Origin of the sequence: Pseudomonas sp. CBZ-4, from assembly GCF_000346755.1 — a bacterium.
Lineage (GTDB): Bacteria > Pseudomonadota > Gammaproteobacteria > Pseudomonadales > Pseudomonadaceae > Aquipseudomonas.
Window position 1 is genome coordinate 1 of the sequence record NZ_ANNV01000072.1, and the last position, 19,875, is coordinate 19,875.

The 19,875-nt window shown below is 63.3% G+C and carries 14 protein-coding genes; 3 read left to right on the top strand and 11 right to left on the bottom strand.

From position 1 onward, the window contains the following. The 11 genes from B348_RS0108620 to tssA form a co-directional block, all read right to left on the bottom strand. A partial coding sequence (locus B348_RS0108620) for a DUF6531 domain-containing protein (protein ID WP_017735726.1) occupies nucleotides 1-3,896 on the bottom strand: 3,896 nt, incomplete at its 3' end. A gap of 12 nt (nucleotides 3,897-3,908) precedes the next feature. Continuing rightward, on the bottom strand, nucleotides 3,909-4,340 hold the full coding sequence (locus B348_RS0108625) for a DcrB-related protein (protein WP_017735727.1): 432 nt from the start codon (nucleotides 4,338-4,340) through the stop codon (nucleotides 3,909-3,911). Nucleotides 4,341-4,355: 15 nt separating this feature from the next. Beyond that, nucleotides 4,356-6,296 (bottom strand): type VI secretion system Vgr family protein, encoded by a 1,941-nt coding sequence (locus tag B348_RS0108630; RefSeq protein ID WP_017735728.1) that lies wholly within the window; start codon nucleotides 6,294-6,296, stop codon nucleotides 4,356-4,358. Nucleotides 6,297-6,449: 153 nt separating this feature from the next. Beyond that, complete coding sequence (gene tssH / locus B348_RS0108635; RefSeq protein WP_017735729.1) at nucleotides 6,450-9,113, bottom strand: type VI secretion system ATPase TssH; 2,664 nt, start codon at nucleotides 9,111-9,113, stop codon at nucleotides 6,450-6,452. Beyond that, nucleotides 9,106-10,149 carry a type VI secretion system baseplate subunit TssG gene (gene tssG, locus B348_RS0108640; RefSeq protein ID WP_026136666.1) on the bottom strand — a complete coding sequence of 348 codons (1,044 nt, stop codon included), beginning with the start codon at nucleotides 10,147-10,149 and terminating at the stop codon, nucleotides 9,106-9,108. The genes tssH and tssG overlap by 8 nt, the downstream gene beginning before the upstream one ends. Beyond that, a complete protein-coding gene (gene tssF, locus B348_RS0108645) occupies nucleotides 10,113-11,972 on the bottom strand; it encodes a type VI secretion system baseplate subunit TssF (protein ID WP_017735731.1) in 1,860 nt (619 codons plus the stop codon). The genes tssG and tssF overlap by 37 nt, the downstream gene beginning before the upstream one ends. Continuing rightward, on the bottom strand, nucleotides 11,969-12,484 hold the full coding sequence (tssE, locus tag B348_RS0108650) for a type VI secretion system baseplate subunit TssE (protein ID WP_005792513.1): 516 nt from the start codon (nucleotides 12,482-12,484) through the stop codon (nucleotides 11,969-11,971). Before tssE ends, tssF begins: the two co-directional genes overlap by 4 nt. Before the next feature lie 78 nt (nucleotides 12,485-12,562). Further along, nucleotides 12,563-13,051: a type VI secretion system tube protein Hcp gene (locus B348_RS0108655; protein ID WP_017735732.1), complete on the bottom strand. Its 489-nt coding sequence runs from the start codon at nucleotides 13,049-13,051 to the stop codon at nucleotides 12,563-12,565. Nucleotides 13,052-13,223: 172 nt separating this feature from the next. Continuing rightward, a complete protein-coding gene (gene tssC / locus B348_RS0108660) occupies nucleotides 13,224-14,720 on the bottom strand; it encodes a type VI secretion system contractile sheath large subunit (RefSeq protein WP_017735733.1) in 1,497 nt (498 codons plus the stop codon). Nucleotides 14,721-14,722: 2 nt separating this feature from the next. After that, the gene (tssB, locus tag B348_RS0108665; protein ID WP_003195557.1) at nucleotides 14,723-15,229 is read right to left on the bottom strand and encodes a type VI secretion system contractile sheath small subunit; all 507 of its coding nucleotides are present in this window, start codon (nucleotides 15,227-15,229) and stop codon (nucleotides 14,723-14,725) included. 54 nt (nucleotides 15,230-15,283) lie between these two features. Further along, nucleotides 15,284-16,294, bottom strand: a complete 1,011-nt coding sequence (tssA, locus tag B348_RS0108670) for a type VI secretion system protein TssA (protein ID WP_017735734.1) — start codon at nucleotides 16,292-16,294, stop codon at nucleotides 15,284-15,286. A 393-nt stretch (nucleotides 16,295-16,687) separates the two neighbouring features. Between tssA and tagH the strand changes: the two genes are divergently transcribed. From tagH to tssK, 3 genes are read left to right on the top strand one after another with little or no spacing between them, the layout of a single operon-like run. After that, nucleotides 16,688-17,953, top strand: a complete 1,266-nt coding sequence (tagH, locus tag B348_RS0108675) for a type VI secretion system-associated FHA domain protein TagH (protein ID WP_017735735.1) — start codon at nucleotides 16,688-16,690, stop codon at nucleotides 17,951-17,953. A 53-nt stretch (nucleotides 17,954-18,006) separates the two neighbouring features. Continuing rightward, complete coding sequence (gene tssJ, locus B348_RS0108680; RefSeq protein ID WP_017735736.1) at nucleotides 18,007-18,516, top strand: type VI secretion system lipoprotein TssJ; 510 nt, start codon at nucleotides 18,007-18,009, stop codon at nucleotides 18,514-18,516. A gap of 18 nt (nucleotides 18,517-18,534) precedes the next feature. Further along, complete coding sequence (gene tssK / locus B348_RS0108685) at nucleotides 18,535-19,869, top strand: type VI secretion system baseplate subunit TssK (protein ID WP_017735737.1); 1,335 nt, start codon at nucleotides 18,535-18,537, stop codon at nucleotides 19,867-19,869. Nucleotides 19,870-19,875: the final 6 nt, after the last annotated feature.

Here is a 19,875-nt window from a genome sequence, read left to right on the forward strand (position 1 = left end):
GGATCATAAAACCTGAACGTATTGAAATGCAGCCCCGTCTCCCGATCCAGATACTGCCCCTGAAACCGCAGGTTCTGCTCTTCGATGTAATACGGCTCGCGCACCTCCTCCAGCGTGTTGCCCCACACCCGATAAGTCGCCCGCCAGACGTCATGCCCATCCGCTTCGGTGAGCTGTTCCGGCAAGCCGTTCAGGTCGTTGTGGTAGTAGCGGATCTTCTGCAACGGCCCCGTACCGTCAACCCGGGCCAAGGGCTCGTGGCCTTCGTCCTGATAGATATACAGGCTGGTCTGGCTGTGCCGGTGCTCCTGCAACAACCGCAGGCCATCCCACACGAACCGCGTTTCCCCTAGCGGATAGCCGTCGCTGCCATGCTCGGTTTTCCCGATGCGCCGGCCCAACGGGTCGTAGGTCATCCTGACCACGCTGCCGTTGTCATTGCGTACTTCGATCAGTCGGCTTTCAGCATCATAGGCAAAGCGTTGCACGCCCCGCGCGGCACTGCGTTTTTCAATCGTGCGGCCAAACGCATCGTAGCGATAACGCTTGTCCTGATAGGTCAGCAGTTTGTTATGCACCACCAACCCGGCGCCCGTTTGCGGGCCGTCGAGCAGGTTGGCGGCGGCGTCGTAGGCGAAGGTTTCGCGCTGGCCGTGCAGGCTGTCCTGGCTGGCGATGATGCGGCCGGTGGCGTCGTAATGCAGCAGTTGGCGATGTTGCGCGGAGGGTTGTTGGTCGAACTTGCCGATCAGGTTGTCGGCAGGGTCATATTCGAATTGTTTTTGCGCCGCAGCGGGCAGCAAGGACGGCTGGCTGGCGTGGCGGCGTTGGCGTGAGCGCAGGCGGCCGCTGCGGTCGTATTCGCTGCGGGTATTGAGCTGGCCTTGGGTGCGCAGCACTTCGCGGTGCAGGCGATCGCGTTCAAAGTCGCTGATGACCTGGCCGTCGAGGTTGATCTGGTGCAGGTGGCCACTGCCGTAGTGCAGGCGATTGAGCCAGCGACCGTCGGGCAGTCGGCTCTGGATCAGGTTGCCCAGCTCGTCGTAGTGGTGGTTCAGGTCGCCCGCTGCGCTTTGTTCGCACAGCAGTTGGCCGAGGGCATCGTAGGCAAAGCCCAGGGCTTGGGTGTTGCCGTTCAAGTCGGTGAAGGTTACGGCGGTGAGTTGATCCACCGCATCGTAGGCGTAGTCGGTGCGGCCATCGTCGGTGGCCTTGGCGATCAGGCGGCCAACCGCATCGCGTTCCAGCTGATGGACGATGGGGGCGGGCGGGGTTTCGGGGACTACCGCCAGACCGTTGCCGTGAGGGGCCGGAACAGCAGTCACTGCGATCACATTATTCAGTGGGTCGTAACCGTAACGCTTGGCGCTGCCGTCGAGATCTTGCTGTTCTGTCAGCCTGTCCCCGGCATCCCAGGCAAACCGGTAGCGCTCGCCGTTCTCGTTGATCAGCGCTTGCAGCCGCCCATAGCTGTCATAACCGAACTGCACCTGTCGGCCGTGGGCATCAGTACGCTGGCGGACCTGGCCGCGACGGTTGTGCTGATAGAGCGTGGTGTGTCCGGCCGGGTCGGTGTAACCCACCAGTTGCCCGCTGACGTCACGCTGGTATTGCTCGGTGCGCCCGTCCGGCAGTTGGCTGCCGAGCAGGCGGCCCTGGGCGTCATAGTTGAACAAGGTGCGCTCGCCGAGGGCGTCCGTGATCACCTGCAAGTTGCCGCGCGCGTCGTAGCCAAAGCGGGTTGGATAGCCCGAGCAATCAACGTGTTCCACCAGCTGCCCGAACGGGTTCCAGCGCAGCTTTTTGCTTTTGCCGGTGGCGTCGATGATTTCCACCGGCTGGCCGTGGTCGTCATAGCGGTAGCGGGTGACATGGCCCAGCGGATCGGTTTCGGCGATGCAGTTGCCACGCGGGTCGTAGCGATACTGCCAACTGTTGTCGGCCGCGTCGGTTTCCACCTGCGGCAAGGCCCAATGCTCCAGCCACAACGTCGAATCGCTGCGCCCCAACGGGTCACGCTCGCCGATCAGATTACCGGCCTCGTCATAGCTGTATTCATAACGCCCACCCTGCGGATCGGTGGCGCTGAGCAATTGGCGTTCGTCGTTCCACTCGAACAGCCAGGTCTGGCCGAGGTTGTCGCTGTACTGGATGATCTGGTGCTGCGTGTTCCACAAGCGGGTGCTGACGCGTTGCAAGCCATCGGTGATGCGCGTGAGGCCGGCCTGCAAGTCATAGTCGAACTGGTAAGCGTCGCCTTCATCGGTCCAATGCCGGACCACGCGCCATTCCAGGTTTTCCACCAACGCCCATTCGTAAAAACACCGTAACCCGGTCGGCAGTTGATGCTCGACCATCCGGCGGCCGTTGTCGTAGGCGAAGCGGCGTTGCACCTGATCAGTCGCGTCGCGTACTTCAGCCAGGCTCCCGGCCATGTCATAGCCGTAGCTGACCAGCACTTCACGACGCTGATCGGGATACACACGCTCGATGCGCGCCAATTGGCCCTGCTCACGGACCAACTCAACCTGCACCAGATCGAACGTATCGCGCAGCCGTACCTGATGCCCGGCTTCGTCGTAGTCGAGGTAGATACGGTTGTCATTGCGGTCGCCGAGCTGGCTCAGGCGCAACCGCGCCGGGTTGGCCGTAGGCTCGAACAACCTGAACAGGCCATCGTCGCTTTCGATCAGCAACTGCCCATTGAGGTGGCGGCGCACCGCGAGCCCTTCACCGGCGCTGAATACCGCGCCGCCCAAAGCAATCGAACCCATGTCGATTGCTCGGCCCTGCTCGTCGGTGTAGATCAGCGTTTCACCACCCTCAGGATGGGGGCGAATGTCGACGCACACTTCATAAGCCACGCTCCAGCCTTTGCCGAACAGGCTGCCCGGGCGCTCATCGCGGCTGTTGTAGAACCGCTGCCAGGCAATCGGCAGGATGCCGGGCAGCACAAAATCCAGCTCTTCGACGTGCCCCAACACTTTTGCGCCGGTGGCCGCATGGACCGGGTTCGACGAGCCCATCGCCGCGTTCGCCAAGGCCCCCATCGCACTGCTGACGGCCATCGACGTCGCGCCGCTGATCAGCATGCACGGCAGCTTGCTGAAGAACTTGCCCTTGCCGCCCTTGAGCATCAACAGCGCCGTCACCGCCAGCCCGACGCCCGGCGTCTTGCCGCTGCGAATCTCACGCACCACCACCGAGCCGCCGCCAATGGTCACGTTGGACGAGATCAGCCCCGAACCCACCACCGTCGCATCGCACGTACTGCGATCACCGCTGCGCACCGCCGGCTGGCCGTTGACCGTGACCTTGTCCGAACCCTCGGCCATGAACTGCGGCGGCATCGGCGGGTGCTTCATGCACACCACCAGGTCCAGCGGCTTGGGCACCGCGCCTGGCGCCGGCGTGGCGACGGGGGGGCGCCACATCTGCGAGAAGAAACTCTCGGCCATGTCCAGGTAGCCCGGCTCTGGTGCCGGCTCTTCCAGCTCGGTGCCGGCCGGCGCGACGTGGGAGCTGATCGCCCCGGCAGCGCGGGCGGCGGGGATGTTATTGGTCAGGGTGTTGGTGGAACCGGTGAGAATGTTCGCCTGCACCGTGGGCGGAAACAGGGCGTTGCTAAAGCTCTCGCATAAATTCGACAGGCCTTTGTCCGCCCCCGTCTTGCTCATGGCCAGCCCGACAATCGTGCCCACCACCGCGCCCAGCAGGAAGCAGCCAAGCCCGCCCGTGGCCACGGTGATACCGGTGGCGGCCACCACCGCAGCGGTTGCCACGGCGGTGATCGCAATATTGGCCGCCACCTCCAGCACACCGCCGAGGATGTCGGCCATCATCGACGTGTGGGCGAGCGCGTCGCCCATGCGGGCCGCCCAAAGTGCGTCAGACATGCAGGCGGCTCATCAAAGGGCGTCGAACGACAGCGAGTTCTTGATCAACGCCCAGTGCGCTGCCTCGGCATCGCCGAGCTTTTCGGCCTTCACATAACTCAACGCGAGCATCTTACGCGTGCCCGGCAACACCAGCGCCAATTGGTACTGGAACACCTTGTCATTGCCCTTGTTGAACTGGCTGCGCAGCTCGATGCCTTCGATTTCTTGAGCCGCGCCCAAACGCACCACAGTGCTCGGCTGGCAGCGCAAATCCTGCACCTGTTGCTCCAGGCGCTTGAGCTGGTCGGCGAAGTTGCTGTGCAGGGTTTCGCCCTCGGCCAAGAGGCTGCGACTGATGATCAGGGAAGTGCCCAGCTCAGGGAACTTGAGGATATTGATCGTCGCGTCCTGCAACTCGGCGGCCGGCAGTTGGAACTGGAATTCGTTGATTCGATACGTCATCGCAAACAGGTCTCGTCAGGAGCTTTTAGGCGTTGGGAACGCGGCGTTGATATTGGCGTCGATGCTGGCTTTAACGCCCTGGCCATCGGGGGTTGCGCCCGCGCCGCCGCCGTTGTTCAGGTGCAGCACGCCACCCGTGTTGAACTCGGCATCGCCGCTGGCGTAGAAGCTGATCTGCACGCCCGTCAGGTTGATCTGCCCGCTGGCATTCAACTCCAGGATGCTTTCACCGCAGACCAGGCGCAGGTTTTCGCCCACTTCGATGACGTAGCTTTGGCTGATGCTGTCCGTCTTGCGCTGGCCCACTGAGAGGATGTCTTCCTGCTTGACGATGCGCAGGCGGTTGTTGCCGATGGTCACTGTCTCGTTGTGGCCGATGCTCTTGTTGCGGTCATGCCCCACCGAATGGCTCTCATCCACCTCCACCACGATGTCCTGGTTACGCTCGGCATGGATGTACAGCTGCTCCAGGCCCTTCTTGTCCTCCATGCGGATTTCATTGAAGTTGGCCGGCGTGCCGCCCTTGCTGGAGCGGCTTTTCATGCCGCTTTGCGTGGCGTTTTCCGGCAAGTCGTAAGGCACCGTCTGCTCGGCGTTGTACACCCGCCCGGTGATGATCGGCCTATCGGGATCACCTTCCAGAAAACTCACAATCACTTCCTGGCCGATCCGTGGAATCTGCATCGAGCCCCAGTTCTTGCCGGCCCAGGATTGCGACACGCGAATCCAGCACGAGCTGTTTTCGTTGGATTGGTCGTGACGGTCCCAGTAGAAATGCACCTTCACGCGGCCGTACTGGTCGGTCCAGATTTCCTCGCCCTTGGGCCCCACCACCAGCGCGGTCTGCGGGCCTTTGACGATGGGCCGGTGGGTGCTGGCCAGCGGGCGGAAACTTTGCTGGGCATCGATGCAGTTCAGGCTGCTGCTGAACTGCGCCGCGCCCGAGCCGCTGCCGCTTTCCAGGCTCTCCTGGACGATGTGGTAGCGGATGCCGACGATCAGGTATTCGCGGTTCTGGTCCTGGCGACTGAAGCCGGTGAGGCTGAACAAATGCCCCGAACCCAGGCCCCGCGCATTGCCGCTGAACTCGATCTGTTCGTGCAGGGTTTGCAGGGCCTCGATGCGGGTGCGCGCGTAGTGTTCGCCGTCCTGGCTTTGCACGTAGGTGCCGGGGTAGTCGTACAGCGGATAGTCGCCGGCGGTGTGCGGGCGCGGCATCGCCGAGCGCACGTCGATGCTCGCGCTGGGGCGCTGGAAGTCGTAGTCGTTGAGCTCCAGCGAGCCCGGCTGCACTTGCTGCGCCAGGTGCCAGTTGTGCATATGGTCGCGTTCGCGCTGCTGCTCGTCCTTGGGGTAATACGGGATCGACGCGTAGCCCGGCACCGTGGTGTGGGCGCCATAGGCGTCGGCCAGCACCAGCACATGGCGGTCCTGTTCATGGCGGAAGAAGTAGTAGATGCCTTCCTGTTCCATCAGGCGGCTGACGAAATCGAAGCTGGTCTCGCGGTACTGCACGCAGTATTCCCACTCGCGATACGGGCGGCTCAGGGCGTCTTCGAAGTCGGAGAAACCCAAGTCGCGAAACACCTGCTTGATGATCTGCGGGATGCTCAGGTTCTGGAAAATCCGACAGTCCGAGGTGCGACTCAACAGCCAGAACCACGGGCGCAGCACCACCTGGTAACTGGCGAACTGGCCCTGGTCGATATCCTGGCTACAGCGCGCGACGATGCCGTGGAAATGCCGCTCACCGCCGTCCGCCAGCTGCAGGCCGACGCTCATGGGTTTGCCGAGCAACTGGTTGGGGTCGATGTTGGCGTCCAGGGACGTCAGTTGCAGTTCATAGGTGAACAGCCGGCCCAGTTCCTCACCGCCGCCCATGGCATTGAGCAGCAGCACATCCGGCCCGAGGGGGCTGGTGATCTTGGCCAGGCGTGAGGCTTGGTTGAATAGCATCGGTTGTCCTGTAATACCTTTTTCACTGACGGAACTGGATCAAATGTGGGAGCTGGCTTGCCTGCGATAGCGGTCTGTCAGTGAAAAATCTGGGACTGCCCCACCGCTATCGCAGGCAAGCCAGCTCCCACAATGACCGCATTCCACCAATAGTTATTCTGCGTCGCTGAAGGCGTAGTGCAATTCTTTATCCCGACTGCTGATCCGCACCCCCGCCAACGCCTTGCCCTCCAGCATGCGCGTGAGGAATTCACGGCTCATGTCCGGCAGCAAACTGTTGGTCAGGATCGTATCGATCATGCGCCCGCCGCTCTCAGTCTCGGTGCAGCGCGAGACGATCAGGTCGACCACCGCGTCGTCATAGTCGAAGGCCACCTTGTGCGTACTCTCCACGCGCTTCTTGATGCGGTTCAGCTGCAGGCGGGTGATCGCCTTGAGCATCTCGTCGCTCAGCGGGTAGTACGGAATCGTCACCAGGCGGCCGAGCAGTGCCGGCGGGAAAATCTCCAGCAACGGCTGACGCAATGCCTTGGCGATCTCTTCCGGCTCCGGCACATTCGCCGGGTCCTTGCACACGCGGGAAATCAGCTCGGTGCCGGCGTTGGTGGTCAGCAGGATCAGGGTGTTCTTGAAGTCGATCACCCGGCCTTCGCCGTCTTCCATCACGCCCTTGTCGAACACCTGGAAGAAGATCTCGTGCACGTCCGGGTGGGCTTTTTCCACCTCGTCCAGCAGCACCACGCTGTAGGGTTTGCGCCGTACGGCTTCGGTCAGCACGCCGCCTTCGCCGTAGCCGATGTAACCCGGTGGTGCGCCCTTGAGCGTGGAGACCGTGTGCGCTTCCTGGAACTCGCTCATGTTGATGGTGATCACGTTCTGCTCGCCGCCGTACATGGCTTCGGCCAGGGCCAGGGCGGTTTCGGTCTTGCCCACGCCCGACGTGCCGGCGAGCATGAACACGCCAATCGGCTTGCTCGGGTTGTCGAGGCCGGCGCGGGAGGTCTGGATGCGCTTGGCGATCATCTGCAAGGCATGGTCCTGGCCGATGATGCGTTTTTTCAGGTGCTGGTCGAGGTTGAGCACCGTCTCCAGTTCGTTGCGCGCCATGCGGCCCACCGGGATGCCGGTCCAGTCGGCGACCACCGAGGCCACGGCCTGGTAATCCACGGTGGGCAGGATCAGCGGGGTTTCGCCTTGCAGGGCGCTGAGGCGTTGTTGCAGGTCCACCAACTGAGCGCGCAATGCGTCGTTGCCGCTATCAACCACGCCTGCGGTTTCGCGCAGGGTCGCGCGGGTGGCGAGCAGTTCATCCACCAGCGCTTTCTCTTCGGCCCAACGGCTTTCCAAAGTCGCTAGACGCTCACGTTCAGCACTCAACAGCGCTTCGCTGTTGGTTTGCCGCGCCCCAATCGCAATGCCGATGGCATGTTCGCGGGCGATGATTTGCAGCTCGGTTTCCAGCGCTTCGATGCGGCGACGGCTGTCGTCCACTTCCGCCGGCACCGCGTGCAGGCTGATGGCGACGCGGGCGCAGGCGGTGTCCAGCAGGCTCACGGATTTGTCGGGCAACTGGCGTGCGGGGATGTAGCGGTGGGACAGCTTGACCGAGGCTTCCAGGGCTTCGTCGAGGATCTGCACCTGATGGTGTTTTTCCATGGTCGAGGCCACGCCGCGCATCATCAGCAGCGCCTTGTCTTCCGACGGTTCGGCCACCTGTACCACTTGGAAACGGCGGGGCAGCGCCGGGTCTTTCTCGATGTGTTTCTTGTACTCGGCCCAGGTGGTGGCGGCCACGGTGCGCAAGGTGCCGCGGGCCAAGGCGGGCTTGAGCAGGTTGGCCGCGTCGCCCGTGCCGGCAGCGCCACCGGCGCCGACCAACGTATGGGCTTCGTCGATAAACAGGATGATCGGCTTGGGCGACGCCTGCACATCCTCGATGACCTGGCGCAGGCGCTGTTCGAACTCGCCTTTCATGCTTGCGCCGGCTTGCAGCAGGCCGACGTCCAGGCTGCGCAGTTCCACATCCTTGAGCGCTGGCGGCACGTCACCGGCGACGATGCGCAGGGCGAAGCCTTCGACCACGGCAGTCTTGCCCACGCCCGCTTCGCCGGTGAGGATCGGGTTGTTCTGGCGTCGACGCATAAGGATGTCCACCAGTTGGCGGATCTCTTCGTCGCGGCCGACAATCGGGTCGAGCTTGCCGCTGCGCGCCTGTTCGGTGAGGTCGACGGTGAAGCGCTTGAGGGCTTCCTGCTTGCCCATGGCACTCGGCGCCATGGCGCCGCTGGCTTCACCCGGAACGGCGCCGGCGTTAAAACCATCGCTGGCGCTCAGGGCGTTTTCCGGCGAGTCGCCGACGTATTCGTCAAAACGCTCGCTCAGCGCTTCGGCCTTGATCTTGTCGAACTCGGCCGACAAACCCAGCAGCGCATGGCGCAGGCTTGGCGTCTTCAAGATGCCCAGCACCAGGTAGCCGGTGCGCACCTGGCTTTCGCCAAACATCAGGCTGCCGTAGACCCAGCCGCGCTCTACGGCTTCTTCCACGTGGGACGACAGGTCGGTGATCGACGTCGAGCCGCGTGGCAGGCGGTCCAGCGCTTCGGTGAGGTCACGGGCCAGGCGCGCCGGTTCCACGTTGAACTGGCGGATGATGCGGTGCAGGTCCGAGTCCTGCAGTTGCAGCAACTGGTGAAACCAGTGCGCCAATTCCACATACGGGTTACCGCGCAATTTGCAGAACACCGTGGCGGCTTCGATGGCCTTGTAGGCCACGCTGTTGAGTTTGCCGAACAGCGCGGCGCGACTGATTTCACCCATGCTCTGGATTCCTTGAGGTGGTGGCGTGATCGGCGTAATGCCGGGCCAGGATTAGGTCGTTGGCGTCTCGCTCGGGTTGACCGAGCCAGGTATTGAAGCCCAGGCGGAACTGCCCATTGAGTTGCAGCGCCGGCACTTCGGGTTGTTGCAAAACCAGGTTCAAGTCCCAGTCCAGTTCATGGCCCAGGTACTCGGCGACCCACGCCACCAGCTCGTTGAACGGCTGCTGGCCGGGCAACATGCCCATGTAGTCGTCAAGGGTGAGCGGGCCGAGGCGGATGCGAAATTTGTGCTGGCGGTCCCACACATGGCTGCCCAGGCAAAAGTCCACGCCCAGGCGGTTGGCGCTGACGCCGACGCGGCTGCGTTCGGGCAGTTCCAGCCATTGGCCGACGTACTCTTCAATCGCCACCGGCAGGCCGAAGTACTCGCCGAGGATCGCCTTCAAACCGTCCGGGTAACGGGTTTGCGCCGACAGGTGGCCGCTGTAGTGCAGCTTGGCGGTGTCGGGAATCAAACCCTGATTGAGCAGGCTTGGCATGCCACGGCCACTCAAGGCGGCGAGGCGCGCGGACCAGTAGTCATCGTCCGGGCGATCGTGGCTGACGGTCGGCCGCGCCTCGGCCCAGGCCCGGTAAAACAGGCTGAGCAGGCGATGGTGGAACACGTCCAGGAACTGTTTGCTGGTGCTGTCGGCGTTGTTGCGCTGGCGCTCGCGCACGTACTCGGTGATGTGCAGCGGCAGCGGGCCGTTGGGGCCGCCGAGGCCGAAGAAGAACTGCTCCAGGCGCGCCGGTTTGCCGTCGCCGCCGGGATCGACCGAGGCCAGCGTGGCCGGGGCGAAGGTGCAATCGGCTTGTTGACCGAGGCGCAAGGGATCGTCCGCCAGGCGCAGGGAATGGCCCAGGCGCGGCAGGTCCGGCGATTCGCACTCGATCCGCCGCAATGCCTGGAAGAAATCGTATTCCCAGGGCTCCTGATGCATCGCGTCCAGGGTCTTCACAGGGTTGGCCGCCGCCCGGGCTTGGCTTTCCAGCGCATGATCTCGCCGCGTTCGGTGGTACGGATCACCGTTTCGGTAAAGCTGTTGATCGACACGTAGCGCGCCAGGAAGCGTTCCAGCACCGCGCCGAGGAGGAACACGCCGGTGCCGCGAAACGCGTTTTCATCGAACTCCAAGGTGATCTCCAGGCCGCGACCAAACACAATCGGGCCGGGCATCGGCAGGCGGCGGGTCACGGCTTTGCTGCTGACTTCGCGCAGGCCTTCGATCTGCAATTGCAGCGCCGCGTCGTTGCTGTCGCCATAGAGCCGCAGCAGTTCACGCAAGGCGCCGGCGCCCTGGCCTTGTTCGCTCAGGGACAAATAGTTGAGCGACAGCTGGCTGATCAATCGCCAGGCCTTGGCGTCATGCGCATGGCTGGCGCGCGGGCGGCTTGGCCCGGCGACGCAACGTACGGCCAACACCGGCGCGCTGTCGGCCAGGGTGAAGTCGGTCTTGCCATTGCCCACGCTCATGAACAGCGGCAAATCGCGGTTGGTACACAGCGCGGTAACGCCGAGTTGACGCAAGTCGTGGCCGTACGGCGCCTGGCGGCTGTCCACCAGGCTGATAAAGGTTTCGCTGCCCACATAGGTGGAGCGCGGGCCGTTGCGGCGCTGGTCGCTGGACAACACGCGAGGTTCGCGGCGCACCGTGTAATACGCCTGGTCGCGGCCATAACGCGACGGATCACGCACGGCGTAGAACGGCAAAAACGGCTGCTCCGGCCCGGTGCCGTGGCCGGTGAGGCCGCTGAGGGAATGAATCTCGAAATCCATCGGCCGCGTGCGGTCGGCGATCACATGGTGTTCGTTGACCCGGTCGGACAAGTGGATACGGTCCACGCGTTTCGGGAACAGGTTGATCGCCGGCGTGCAGAACGGCAGGAATTGCGCCGCACCGACGCTGCCTTCCAGGCTTGGCTCGTGACGGTCGAACAGCACGATCAGTTCCAGCTCCTGGCCGTCGCAGCGCTTGACCGCGCGGCTCAGCTCGGCAAATTCGACGAACAGATAGCGGTGGGGCAGGGCGAAGTATTCCTGCAGCAGGCGATAGCCCTGGAACGCCCGCGCCACCACCGGCATGGCGGCGTCGGCGTCGTCAAAACCACGGGAACGCAGTGCGTCTTGCGGCAGGCGCTCGACCCAATCGCCACCGGGCTTGCGCGCAAAGACCGCGCAGGCATTGCCGAGCAATTGTTCGTAGAGGCGAAACGGTTGCTCATCCGCACCACTGAGGTACAGCGGCAGCGTGTCCAGGTCGAGGCTGTTGAACGGCAGTTCGGCACCGGTGCGCAGGGTCAGGCGCAGGCCGGCCTTGGCCTTCGGTTCGCTGGCGGCCAGGCGCCCGAGCACGGCGGCGGGGTTGCCGAAGTACTCGGCGTTGCTCACTTGCAGCGGCCACAACGTCACCGGGTGGGCGGTGCGGTACTCGCAGCAGGTCTGGGTTTCGCGGCCCAGCGCGGCGCGCAGGACGGTGTCGCGGGGCAGGGGGAAACCGCTGGCCAGCGAGCCTTCGTCCGGGTCGGTCTGCAATTGCACCACGGTCATCGACGGCGTTGGCGCCAGGTAGTGCGGGTAGGCGATTTCCAGCAGGTTGTGGGTGAAGGTCGGGTACTCGGCGTCGAGCTTGAGCTGCACGCGGGCAGTCAGGTAGGCAAAGCCTTCCAGCAAGCGTTCGACGTACGGGTCGGCGCAGTCCATACCGGACAGGGTCAGCCGACTGGCGATCTTCGGGTATTCCTTGGCGAACTCGGCGGCGCTTTCGCGCACGTGGTGCAGTTCCTGGTTGTACAGCTCCAGCAGGCGCGGGTTCATGGGCGTCTCCGCTGGTCGGCATTGACCACGCGCACGTGGCCGGACTCCAGGTCGAGGTCGGTTTGCAGCAACAGGCGCAACGGCACCGGCTGTGCCCACAGGTCGCCTTCGATCTCGAAACTCAGCGCGTTGTGGTTCATCTCGCCATGGCCGACGCGGGCTTTGACCCGCAAGGTGTGGCGCAGGATGCGCGGTTCAAAGGTGGCGATGGCCTGGTAGATCAGCGCTTCGAGCGCCTTGATATCGACGCTGGACACACTGTTGCCCGCCAGCGCCGGCAGGCCGTAGTTGACCACCGAAGTCCCGGCCGGGGTGTGCAGCGTGGCATCGGCATCCAGCAACGACGTGGTGTTGAGCAGCCACGCCAGGTCGCGCAGCACCGAGGCTTTCAATTGGGTCAGGGACAGCACGCGTTTGTCGGCGCTTTCCTTGGGATTGGTTGGATCGTCATCGGTCAACCGGTCCAGCAGGGACGGTTGCAGACGGTCGCGGGAAGCGATTTCAGTGACCACCAAAGCAGCTCCACGGACGGGTTGTGAGAGGGGCAATTGAACTGAGGCCGTGGCGCTGGGCCACGGCCACAAGGGCTATCAGCGCTTGGTGTTGGAACGGATATTCCAGCCAAACTTGATCGCGCCGCCGTCTTTGGTGCCGTCGGCTTTCTGCGGCTGGTAGTCGACCATCACCTGGGCGAAGTTCAGGGTGACGTTCTCGGTCAGGCGATCATCGGAACCCGAACCGCCGGTGCTCAGGGACGTGACCAGCACTTCTTCCAGGTTGATCACCATGTACTCGACCTGGCTTTCACCACCGGCCTTGCGCACGGTCAGCTTGACCTTGTCGATGTGCTTGCCGCTGGCGCAGTGCATCATCAGGTTCGGCGAGGCCTTGTCGACGTACTTGGTCAGCGACAGGTCCTGGATATTCACCTTGCCGGCGCCGCCGCCACCGCCCACGTGCATGTTGCCGGACTGGGCCATGCCCCAGCTCCAGTTCAACACGTCGATTTCGTCCTTGTGGGCCTTGTCCATGGACTCGCCCTTGATGTCGCCGATCTTGATGAAAATATCAACAGCCATGTTTTCTCCCTGTGTGGCCCAAGCCACGAAATTTGTTTAAGCCCGATGGGGCTTTGCTTTTCTGTGGGAGCTGGCTTGCCTGCGATAGCATCACCGCGGTCTGACTGGCAGACCGCGTCGCCTGCATCGCGGGCAAGCCCGGCTCCCACAGAAGAGCCAGTTCACCAGCTACTTACGCGCTTTTTGCCGAAGGCAGCTTCGATACCAGGCGCAGCGACACGGTCAGCCCTTCCAGCTGATAGTGCGGGCGCAGGTAGAACTTGGAGTTGTAGTACCCCGGGTTGCCTTCCACTTCTTCGACGATCACTTCGGCCGCTGCCAACGGGTGCTGGGCCTTGGTGGTTTCGGTGGAGTGCGCCGGATCACCGTCCACGTAGTTGAGGATCCAGTCCTGCAACCAGCGCTGCATCTCGTCCTTCTCTTTGAACGAGCCGATCTTGTCGCGCACGATGCACTTCAAGTAATGGGCGAAGCGGCACGTGGCGAACAGGTACGGCAGGCGCGCGGCCAGGTTGGCGTTGGCGGTGGCGTCCGGGTCGTCGTATTCGGCCGGTTTCTGCAACGACTGGGCGCCGATGAACGCGGCGAAGTCGGTGTTTTTCTTGTGCAGCAGCGGCATGAAACCGTTCTTCGCCAGCTCCGCTTCACGGCGGTCGCTGATGGCGATTTCGGTCGGGCACTTCATGTCCACGCCACCGTCATCGGTCGGGAACGTGTGGGCCGGGAGGTTTTCCACTTCACCGCCGGACTCCACGCCACGGATGCGCGAGCACCAGCCGTAGTGCTTGAACGAACGGTTGATGTTCACCGCCATCGCGTAGGCAGCGTTGGCCCAGGTGTACTTGGAGCTGTCGGCGCCGTCGGTGTTTTCTTCGAAGGCGAAGGCTTCCACCGGGTCGGTCTTGGCGCCGTACGGCAGGCGCGCGAGGAAGCGCGGCATGGTCAGGCCGATGTAGCGCGCGTCTTCCGATTCACGCAGGGAGCGCCAGCCGGCGTATTCCGGGGTGGTGAAGATCTTGGTCAGGTCGCGCGGGTTCGACAGTTCCTGCCACGAGCCCATGCCCATCACGGTCGGCGAAGCGGCAGCGATGAACGGGGCGTGCATGGCAGCGCAGACTTTCGACAGCTCGCCCAGCAGTTCCACATCCGGTGGCGATTGGTCGAAGTAGTAATCGCCCACCAGGCAACCGTAAGGCTCGCCGCCGAACTGACCGTATTCTTCTTCGTACATCTTCTTGAAGATCGGGCTCTGGTCCCACGCGGTGCCCTTGAATTTCTTCAGGGTCTTGTGCAGGTCCGGCTTGGAGATATTGAGCACGCGGATCTTCAGCTGCTCATCGCTCTCGGTGTTGTTGACCAGGTAGTGCAGGCCACGCCAGGCGCTTTCCAGCTGCTGGAAATCCTGGTGGTGGATGATCTGGTTGACCTGGGCGGTGAGCTTGGCGTCGATGGCGGCGATGATCGATTCAATCGACTTGATCGCGTCGTTGGACACCAGGTCCGTCTGCGCCAACGCTTGTTCGGCCAAGGTGCGCACGGCGGTTTCCACGGCTTCGCGGGCACGCTCGGTCTTGGGCTTGAACTCTTGCAGCAGCAGGTTGGCGAACTCGCTGGCTTCCTCGGTGGCGCCCAGGATCGGCGCGCCTTCGCGGGCGGTATTGTCACTCATGATTACTGCTCCCCTGCAGGCTTGGGCGCACTGGCAAGTGCTTGCAGCAATGCCGGGTCCTTGATCGCCTTCATGATGATTTCTTCAGCGCCGGTCTTGCCGTCCATGTAGGTCAGCAGGTTGGCCAGTTGGGTGCGGGCTTCGAGCAGCTGGTTCAGCGAATCGACCTTGCGGGCCACGGCGGCCGGGCTGAAGTCGTCCATGCTTTCGAAGGTGATGTCCAGGCTCAGGTTGCCTTCGCCGGTCAGCTCGTTGGGTACGTGGAACGCCACGCGCGGCTGCATGGCCTTGAGGCGCGAGTCGAAATTGTCCACGTCCACTTCGAGGAACTTGCGATCAGCCACTGGCGCCAGAGGCTCGGCGGGCTTGCCGGCGAGGTCGGCCATCACGCCCATCACGAAGGGCAGCTGGACCTTTTTCTCGGCGCCGTAGAGCTCGACGTCGTACTCGATCTGCACCCGAGGCGCGCGGTTGCGCGCGATGAATTTCTGAGAACTTTGCTTCGCCACGTTGCTGCTCCTGGTCGCTTGAGCGACGGTGTTGTTACTGCACGGCCGGGCGGTTTACTCGCCGTCCGGGCCGCGCAGGTTTTCAAATTGGGACATGCCGTCGGGAATCAGATTGCGCACGATCGCCGCAAAGTCGGCGTGCACCAGGTTCTTCGCCCGGTTCAACAGCACCGGCAGCGGGCTCGAAGGCTCGTGCCGGGTGTAGTACGCAAGGATCTTGTCGAGGCTGCGCAGCACGTCATCGCGGTTGGCGATATCGCCCAGCGGGCGCGGTGCTGCGGGGGCGGCGGCGGGTTCGACCGAGGGGGCATTGTCTTCACTGACGGCCTCGGGAACGCTGCTGCCGGGTACGGCTTGATTGAGGATTTGCAACGCCTGCTTGAGCGGTTGCTTCAAGGCGCTGAGGTCCACGCCCTGGGCGGAACCGACCTGCTCGTTGACCTGTTGCTCGATGGCTTCGCAGGCCGCCCGCGCGGCGCTCAAGGCATCGCGGGTGGCTTGCAGCTGCTCGGGGTCGCTGTCGAGGAACGCGGCGTTGAGCTGCTGGGCGCCGAGTTGTTCATCGGCAAACGACTGCAAACCGCTGGCGTTCAGCGCCGCGCGCAGGCTCACCGGGCCGAAGGTGCGCGAGCGCGTGAGGATGCTTTCGCGCAGCAGGCGGATGTTGGTGTCGCAAGTCAGGCCGGTGAGGGCGTTGATGCGTACGGTCGGGTCGTTATCGTCGTCGGCGTCCAGGCGCGGATGCAGCTCGGCCCAGTAGTCACGCAGCAGTGCGTTGATCAATGAGAGGACTTGCGCCAGCCCGGCCACACCCTGGAGGGCGAGGGCACTTTGCAGCAGGAAATGGGTGATGCGCAGGTCTTTGCTGCGTTGCAGCAAATCGAGGCTTTGCTGCTGGATGTCGCGCCATTGCGGTGGCTCAGCGGGCAGGATCGAGTCGCCCATGCTTCGCTCGGGTTGGCCCTTCGCGGCACGCTCTAGTTGAAGAAAGTCCGCGTCATATTCCATGTCTTCGCCACACGGCGAATTCGCGGAAACGGCGGCGAGCAGCAACGGCACATCCACTGAATTTGATCTCCTTATCAGCCCGTTAGATGGCGGGCAATGCATGCATTAGTTGCGCGAGGAACTTTGCATGTTTTCTCGGTCATATAAGCAAGATGCCACTAGTGTGCCATCATGGTTATCTGAGAAGTTGTGCATTTTTGGTGTAGTACTTACGCCTTGTCAAGGTAAGCTATTCGCCCTCTGTGACAGATGTGCGGTGCTTAACAACCTGCGCGACTGGTGGGTCTAACGACGTACCGGGACAGGATTTTTGTCATGGAGCCCGGTTAAGATCAGCAATTGTGCGGGTGTTGCAAGGTTTTACGGTGGGTTGCACGACCTTATGGAGAGACTTTCTGGAACTAACGTTCAGGAAGTAGAGCGCGCGCGAAGTATCAGCAAGGAGGCAAGATGTCGCTGTGTTTGACTATCACTAGTTATCACAAGATCACCCCAGGGCAATGTGCCGAAAAGTCCATGGATCAGGGCGTGATGGCTATTGGCCGCAGTTTGCATAATGACTGGGTATTGCCTGACCCTGAGCGCCTCGTCTCCTCGCAACATTGCGTTATTCAATACAAAGATGGCCGTTATTATTTAACCGATAACAGCACCAACGGCGTGGAGTTGGTCAACGCCGGTATTCGCCTGCGTCGGGGTAACAGCGAGCCCCTGGAAAATGGCGAGTTGATCCGCATCGGTGACTACGAGATCCAGGCGCGTATCGACTTCAACGTGCAGGCCGGCGACAGCCAACCCTTTGCCGCCGATGCCGCGAACAGTTTTGAAGCGCTGATGGGCGCCGTGGCGAACAAGCCGGTGATCGCGCCGCAGTTCCAGGGCGCCTCGTCGATGGACACCCTGCCGGACCTGTTCGACTTCCTCAGCCCCAGCGCCGTACCGCCGCCGACCGTGGCTGATCATGTGCCGTCGGAGCAACACGACTTCCGCCCGCCGACCCCCATTGCCGTCGAAAAACCCGTGGCCTCGGCGTCGGTGATCCCGGATGACTGGGACCTGTTGGCCGACGCCCCCGCGCCCGTCGTCGCGCCGGTAATCCAGCCGCCACCGGTGGCCGTCACCCCGCCACAAACCGACCTGCTGCAAGCCTTCCTGCGTGGCGCCGGCCTCGACCAGTTGAACCTCGACAAGGCCCAGGCTGAGGCGCAGATGGAAAACATCGGCCGCAGCTACCGCTTGATGGTCGAAGGCCTGATCGACGTGTTGCGTGCCCGCGCTAGCCTCAAGGGCGAGTTCCGCATGCAGCAGACGATGATCCAGCCCGCCGAAAACAATCCGTTGAAATTCGCCCCCAACGCCGACGAAGCGTTACTGCTGCTGCTTCGCCACGGCAACCAGGCGTTTATGGCGCCGGACGCCGCCGTACGTGACAGTTTCAACGACCTGCGCGCCCACCAACTGGCGGTGATGGCCGGGGTGGAAGCGGCGATCAAGCACCTGCTCACGCGCTTTGAACCGGCGCAGCTGGAAGAGCGGATGGGCAAGCCCGGCGGCTTGTCGAGCCTGTTCAACGGTTCGCGCCAGGCCCAGTACTGGCAGCAGTTCACCGAGCTCTACAGCAATATTTCCCGCGAGGCCCAGGAGGATTTCCAGGACCTGTTCGGCCGCGAATTCAGCCGCGCCTACGAAGACCACAGCGCACGACAGCGTCGCTAAAAACCGCACGACATGGATTAACGGATAGCTAAGTACGTCATTGAGGACGCAGGATGATTCCCAGGTTTTTACTCGCAGTTGCCACCGTGCTGCTGCTGACGGCGTGTGCCAAAGACGCCGTCGCGCCCGCCGCAGCCCCTGAGGTTGAAGCGGACACCGCGGCCATCGAGTTGCATTTCCACGCAATCAGCGGGCTCAACCCCGGCGCCAGCGGCCAGGCCGCTCCGGTGCGGGTGCGCATCTTCGAATTGAAAAACGCCGCCACCTTCGCCCGTTCCGATTACTTCGCCCTGGCTGACCGCGCGCAATCCACCCTCGGTCTGGACCTGCTCGACCAGGACGAAGTGGTGGTGCAGCCCGGCCAGCAATTGAGCATCCAGCGCGACCTCGACCCGGCCACCCGCCAGATCGGCTTGCTGGTGGGCTATCGCGAGTTGGACCGCGCGCAATGGCGCACGGTGATCAACGTGCCCGCGCGCCAATACACCGAATACCAGATCAGCCTCGATGTGCGTGCCGTGCGCGCCGACGTCGCGGCCTCCCCATCCAGCCCAGCCCAATAACAAGCAATCGGAGCCCCCATGTCCTGGAACAATCGCGTGGTCTGGTCGGAAGGCATGTTCATCGGAACGCAGCACTTCCAGCAGCATGACCGTTACCTGGAAAACCTGATCGACGCCCGCAGCCGCCCGTTGTCCGCCGGCAGCTGGGGCTTCTCCGAGTTGCTGATCGACCAGGGTCTGCTGGCCCAGGGCAAGCTGGCCATCGTCTCGGCACGCGGCCTGTTGCCCGATGGCACGCCGTTCAATATCCCCCAGGATGACCTGGCGCCGAGCCCGCTGAACATCGACGACCACCTGCGCGATGGCCTGGTCTACCTGGCCTTGCCGCTCAAGCGTGCCGGCGCGCGCGATACCGTGGATGAGGGCGAAGCCCTGGAAGCCGCGCGCTACGTGAGCCAGGTGCGCGAAGTGCGCGACGACAACGCGCCGTTCGAAAACCGCGCGCCGGTGGCCGTGGGCTCCCGCGCGTTGCGCCTGCTGACCGCGCAAGATGGCATCAGCGACTACGCCGCCATCGGTCTGGTACGCATCAAGGAAAAGCGCGCCGACCGCGCCCTGGTGCTCGACGACACGTACATCCCACCGGTGCTGGACGTGGCCGTGAGCAAACCGCTGGCAGCCTTTCGCAGCGAACTGCTGGGCCTGCTGCACCAGCGTGGCGAGGCCTTGGCGGGCCGCGTGGTCGCCTCGGGCGCCGGTGGCGCGTCGGAGATTGCCGACTTCATGCTGCTGCAACTGGTCAACCGCGCGCAGCCGCTGATCCAGCATTTCAACCAGTTGAGCCCGCTGCACCCGGAGCGGTTTTTCAGCGAGCTGGTGAGCCTGGTCGGCGAGTTCTCGACCTTCTCCACTTCTGGCCGGCGCCCGCAGGAATACCCGCAGTACCAACACGACGACCTCGCCCTGAGCTTCGCCCCGGTGATGCTGGCGTTGCGTGAAGCCCTGTCGATGCTGATCGACAGCAAGGCCACGCCAATCCCGATTGTGGAGAAGGCCTACGGCATTCACGTGGCGATGCTGGCCGACAAAACCCTGCTCGACAGCGCCAGTTTCATCCTGGTGGTGCGCGCCGACGTGCCCGCCGAAACCCTGCGCGCGCGCTTCGGCCAGCAAAACAAAGTCGGCTCGGTGGAGCACATCCGCGACATGGTCAACCTGCAACTGCCGGGCATCAGCCTGCTGCCGTTGCCGGTGGCGCCACGGCAGATCCCGTATCACGCCGGCTCCACCTATTACGAGCTGGACCGTGGCAGCGAGCACTGGCAACAGCTGAACAACTCCGGCGGTTTCGCCTTCCATATCGCCGGGCAGTTCCCGGGCTTGAACCTGGCCTTCTGGGCGATCCGAGGATAATCCGCG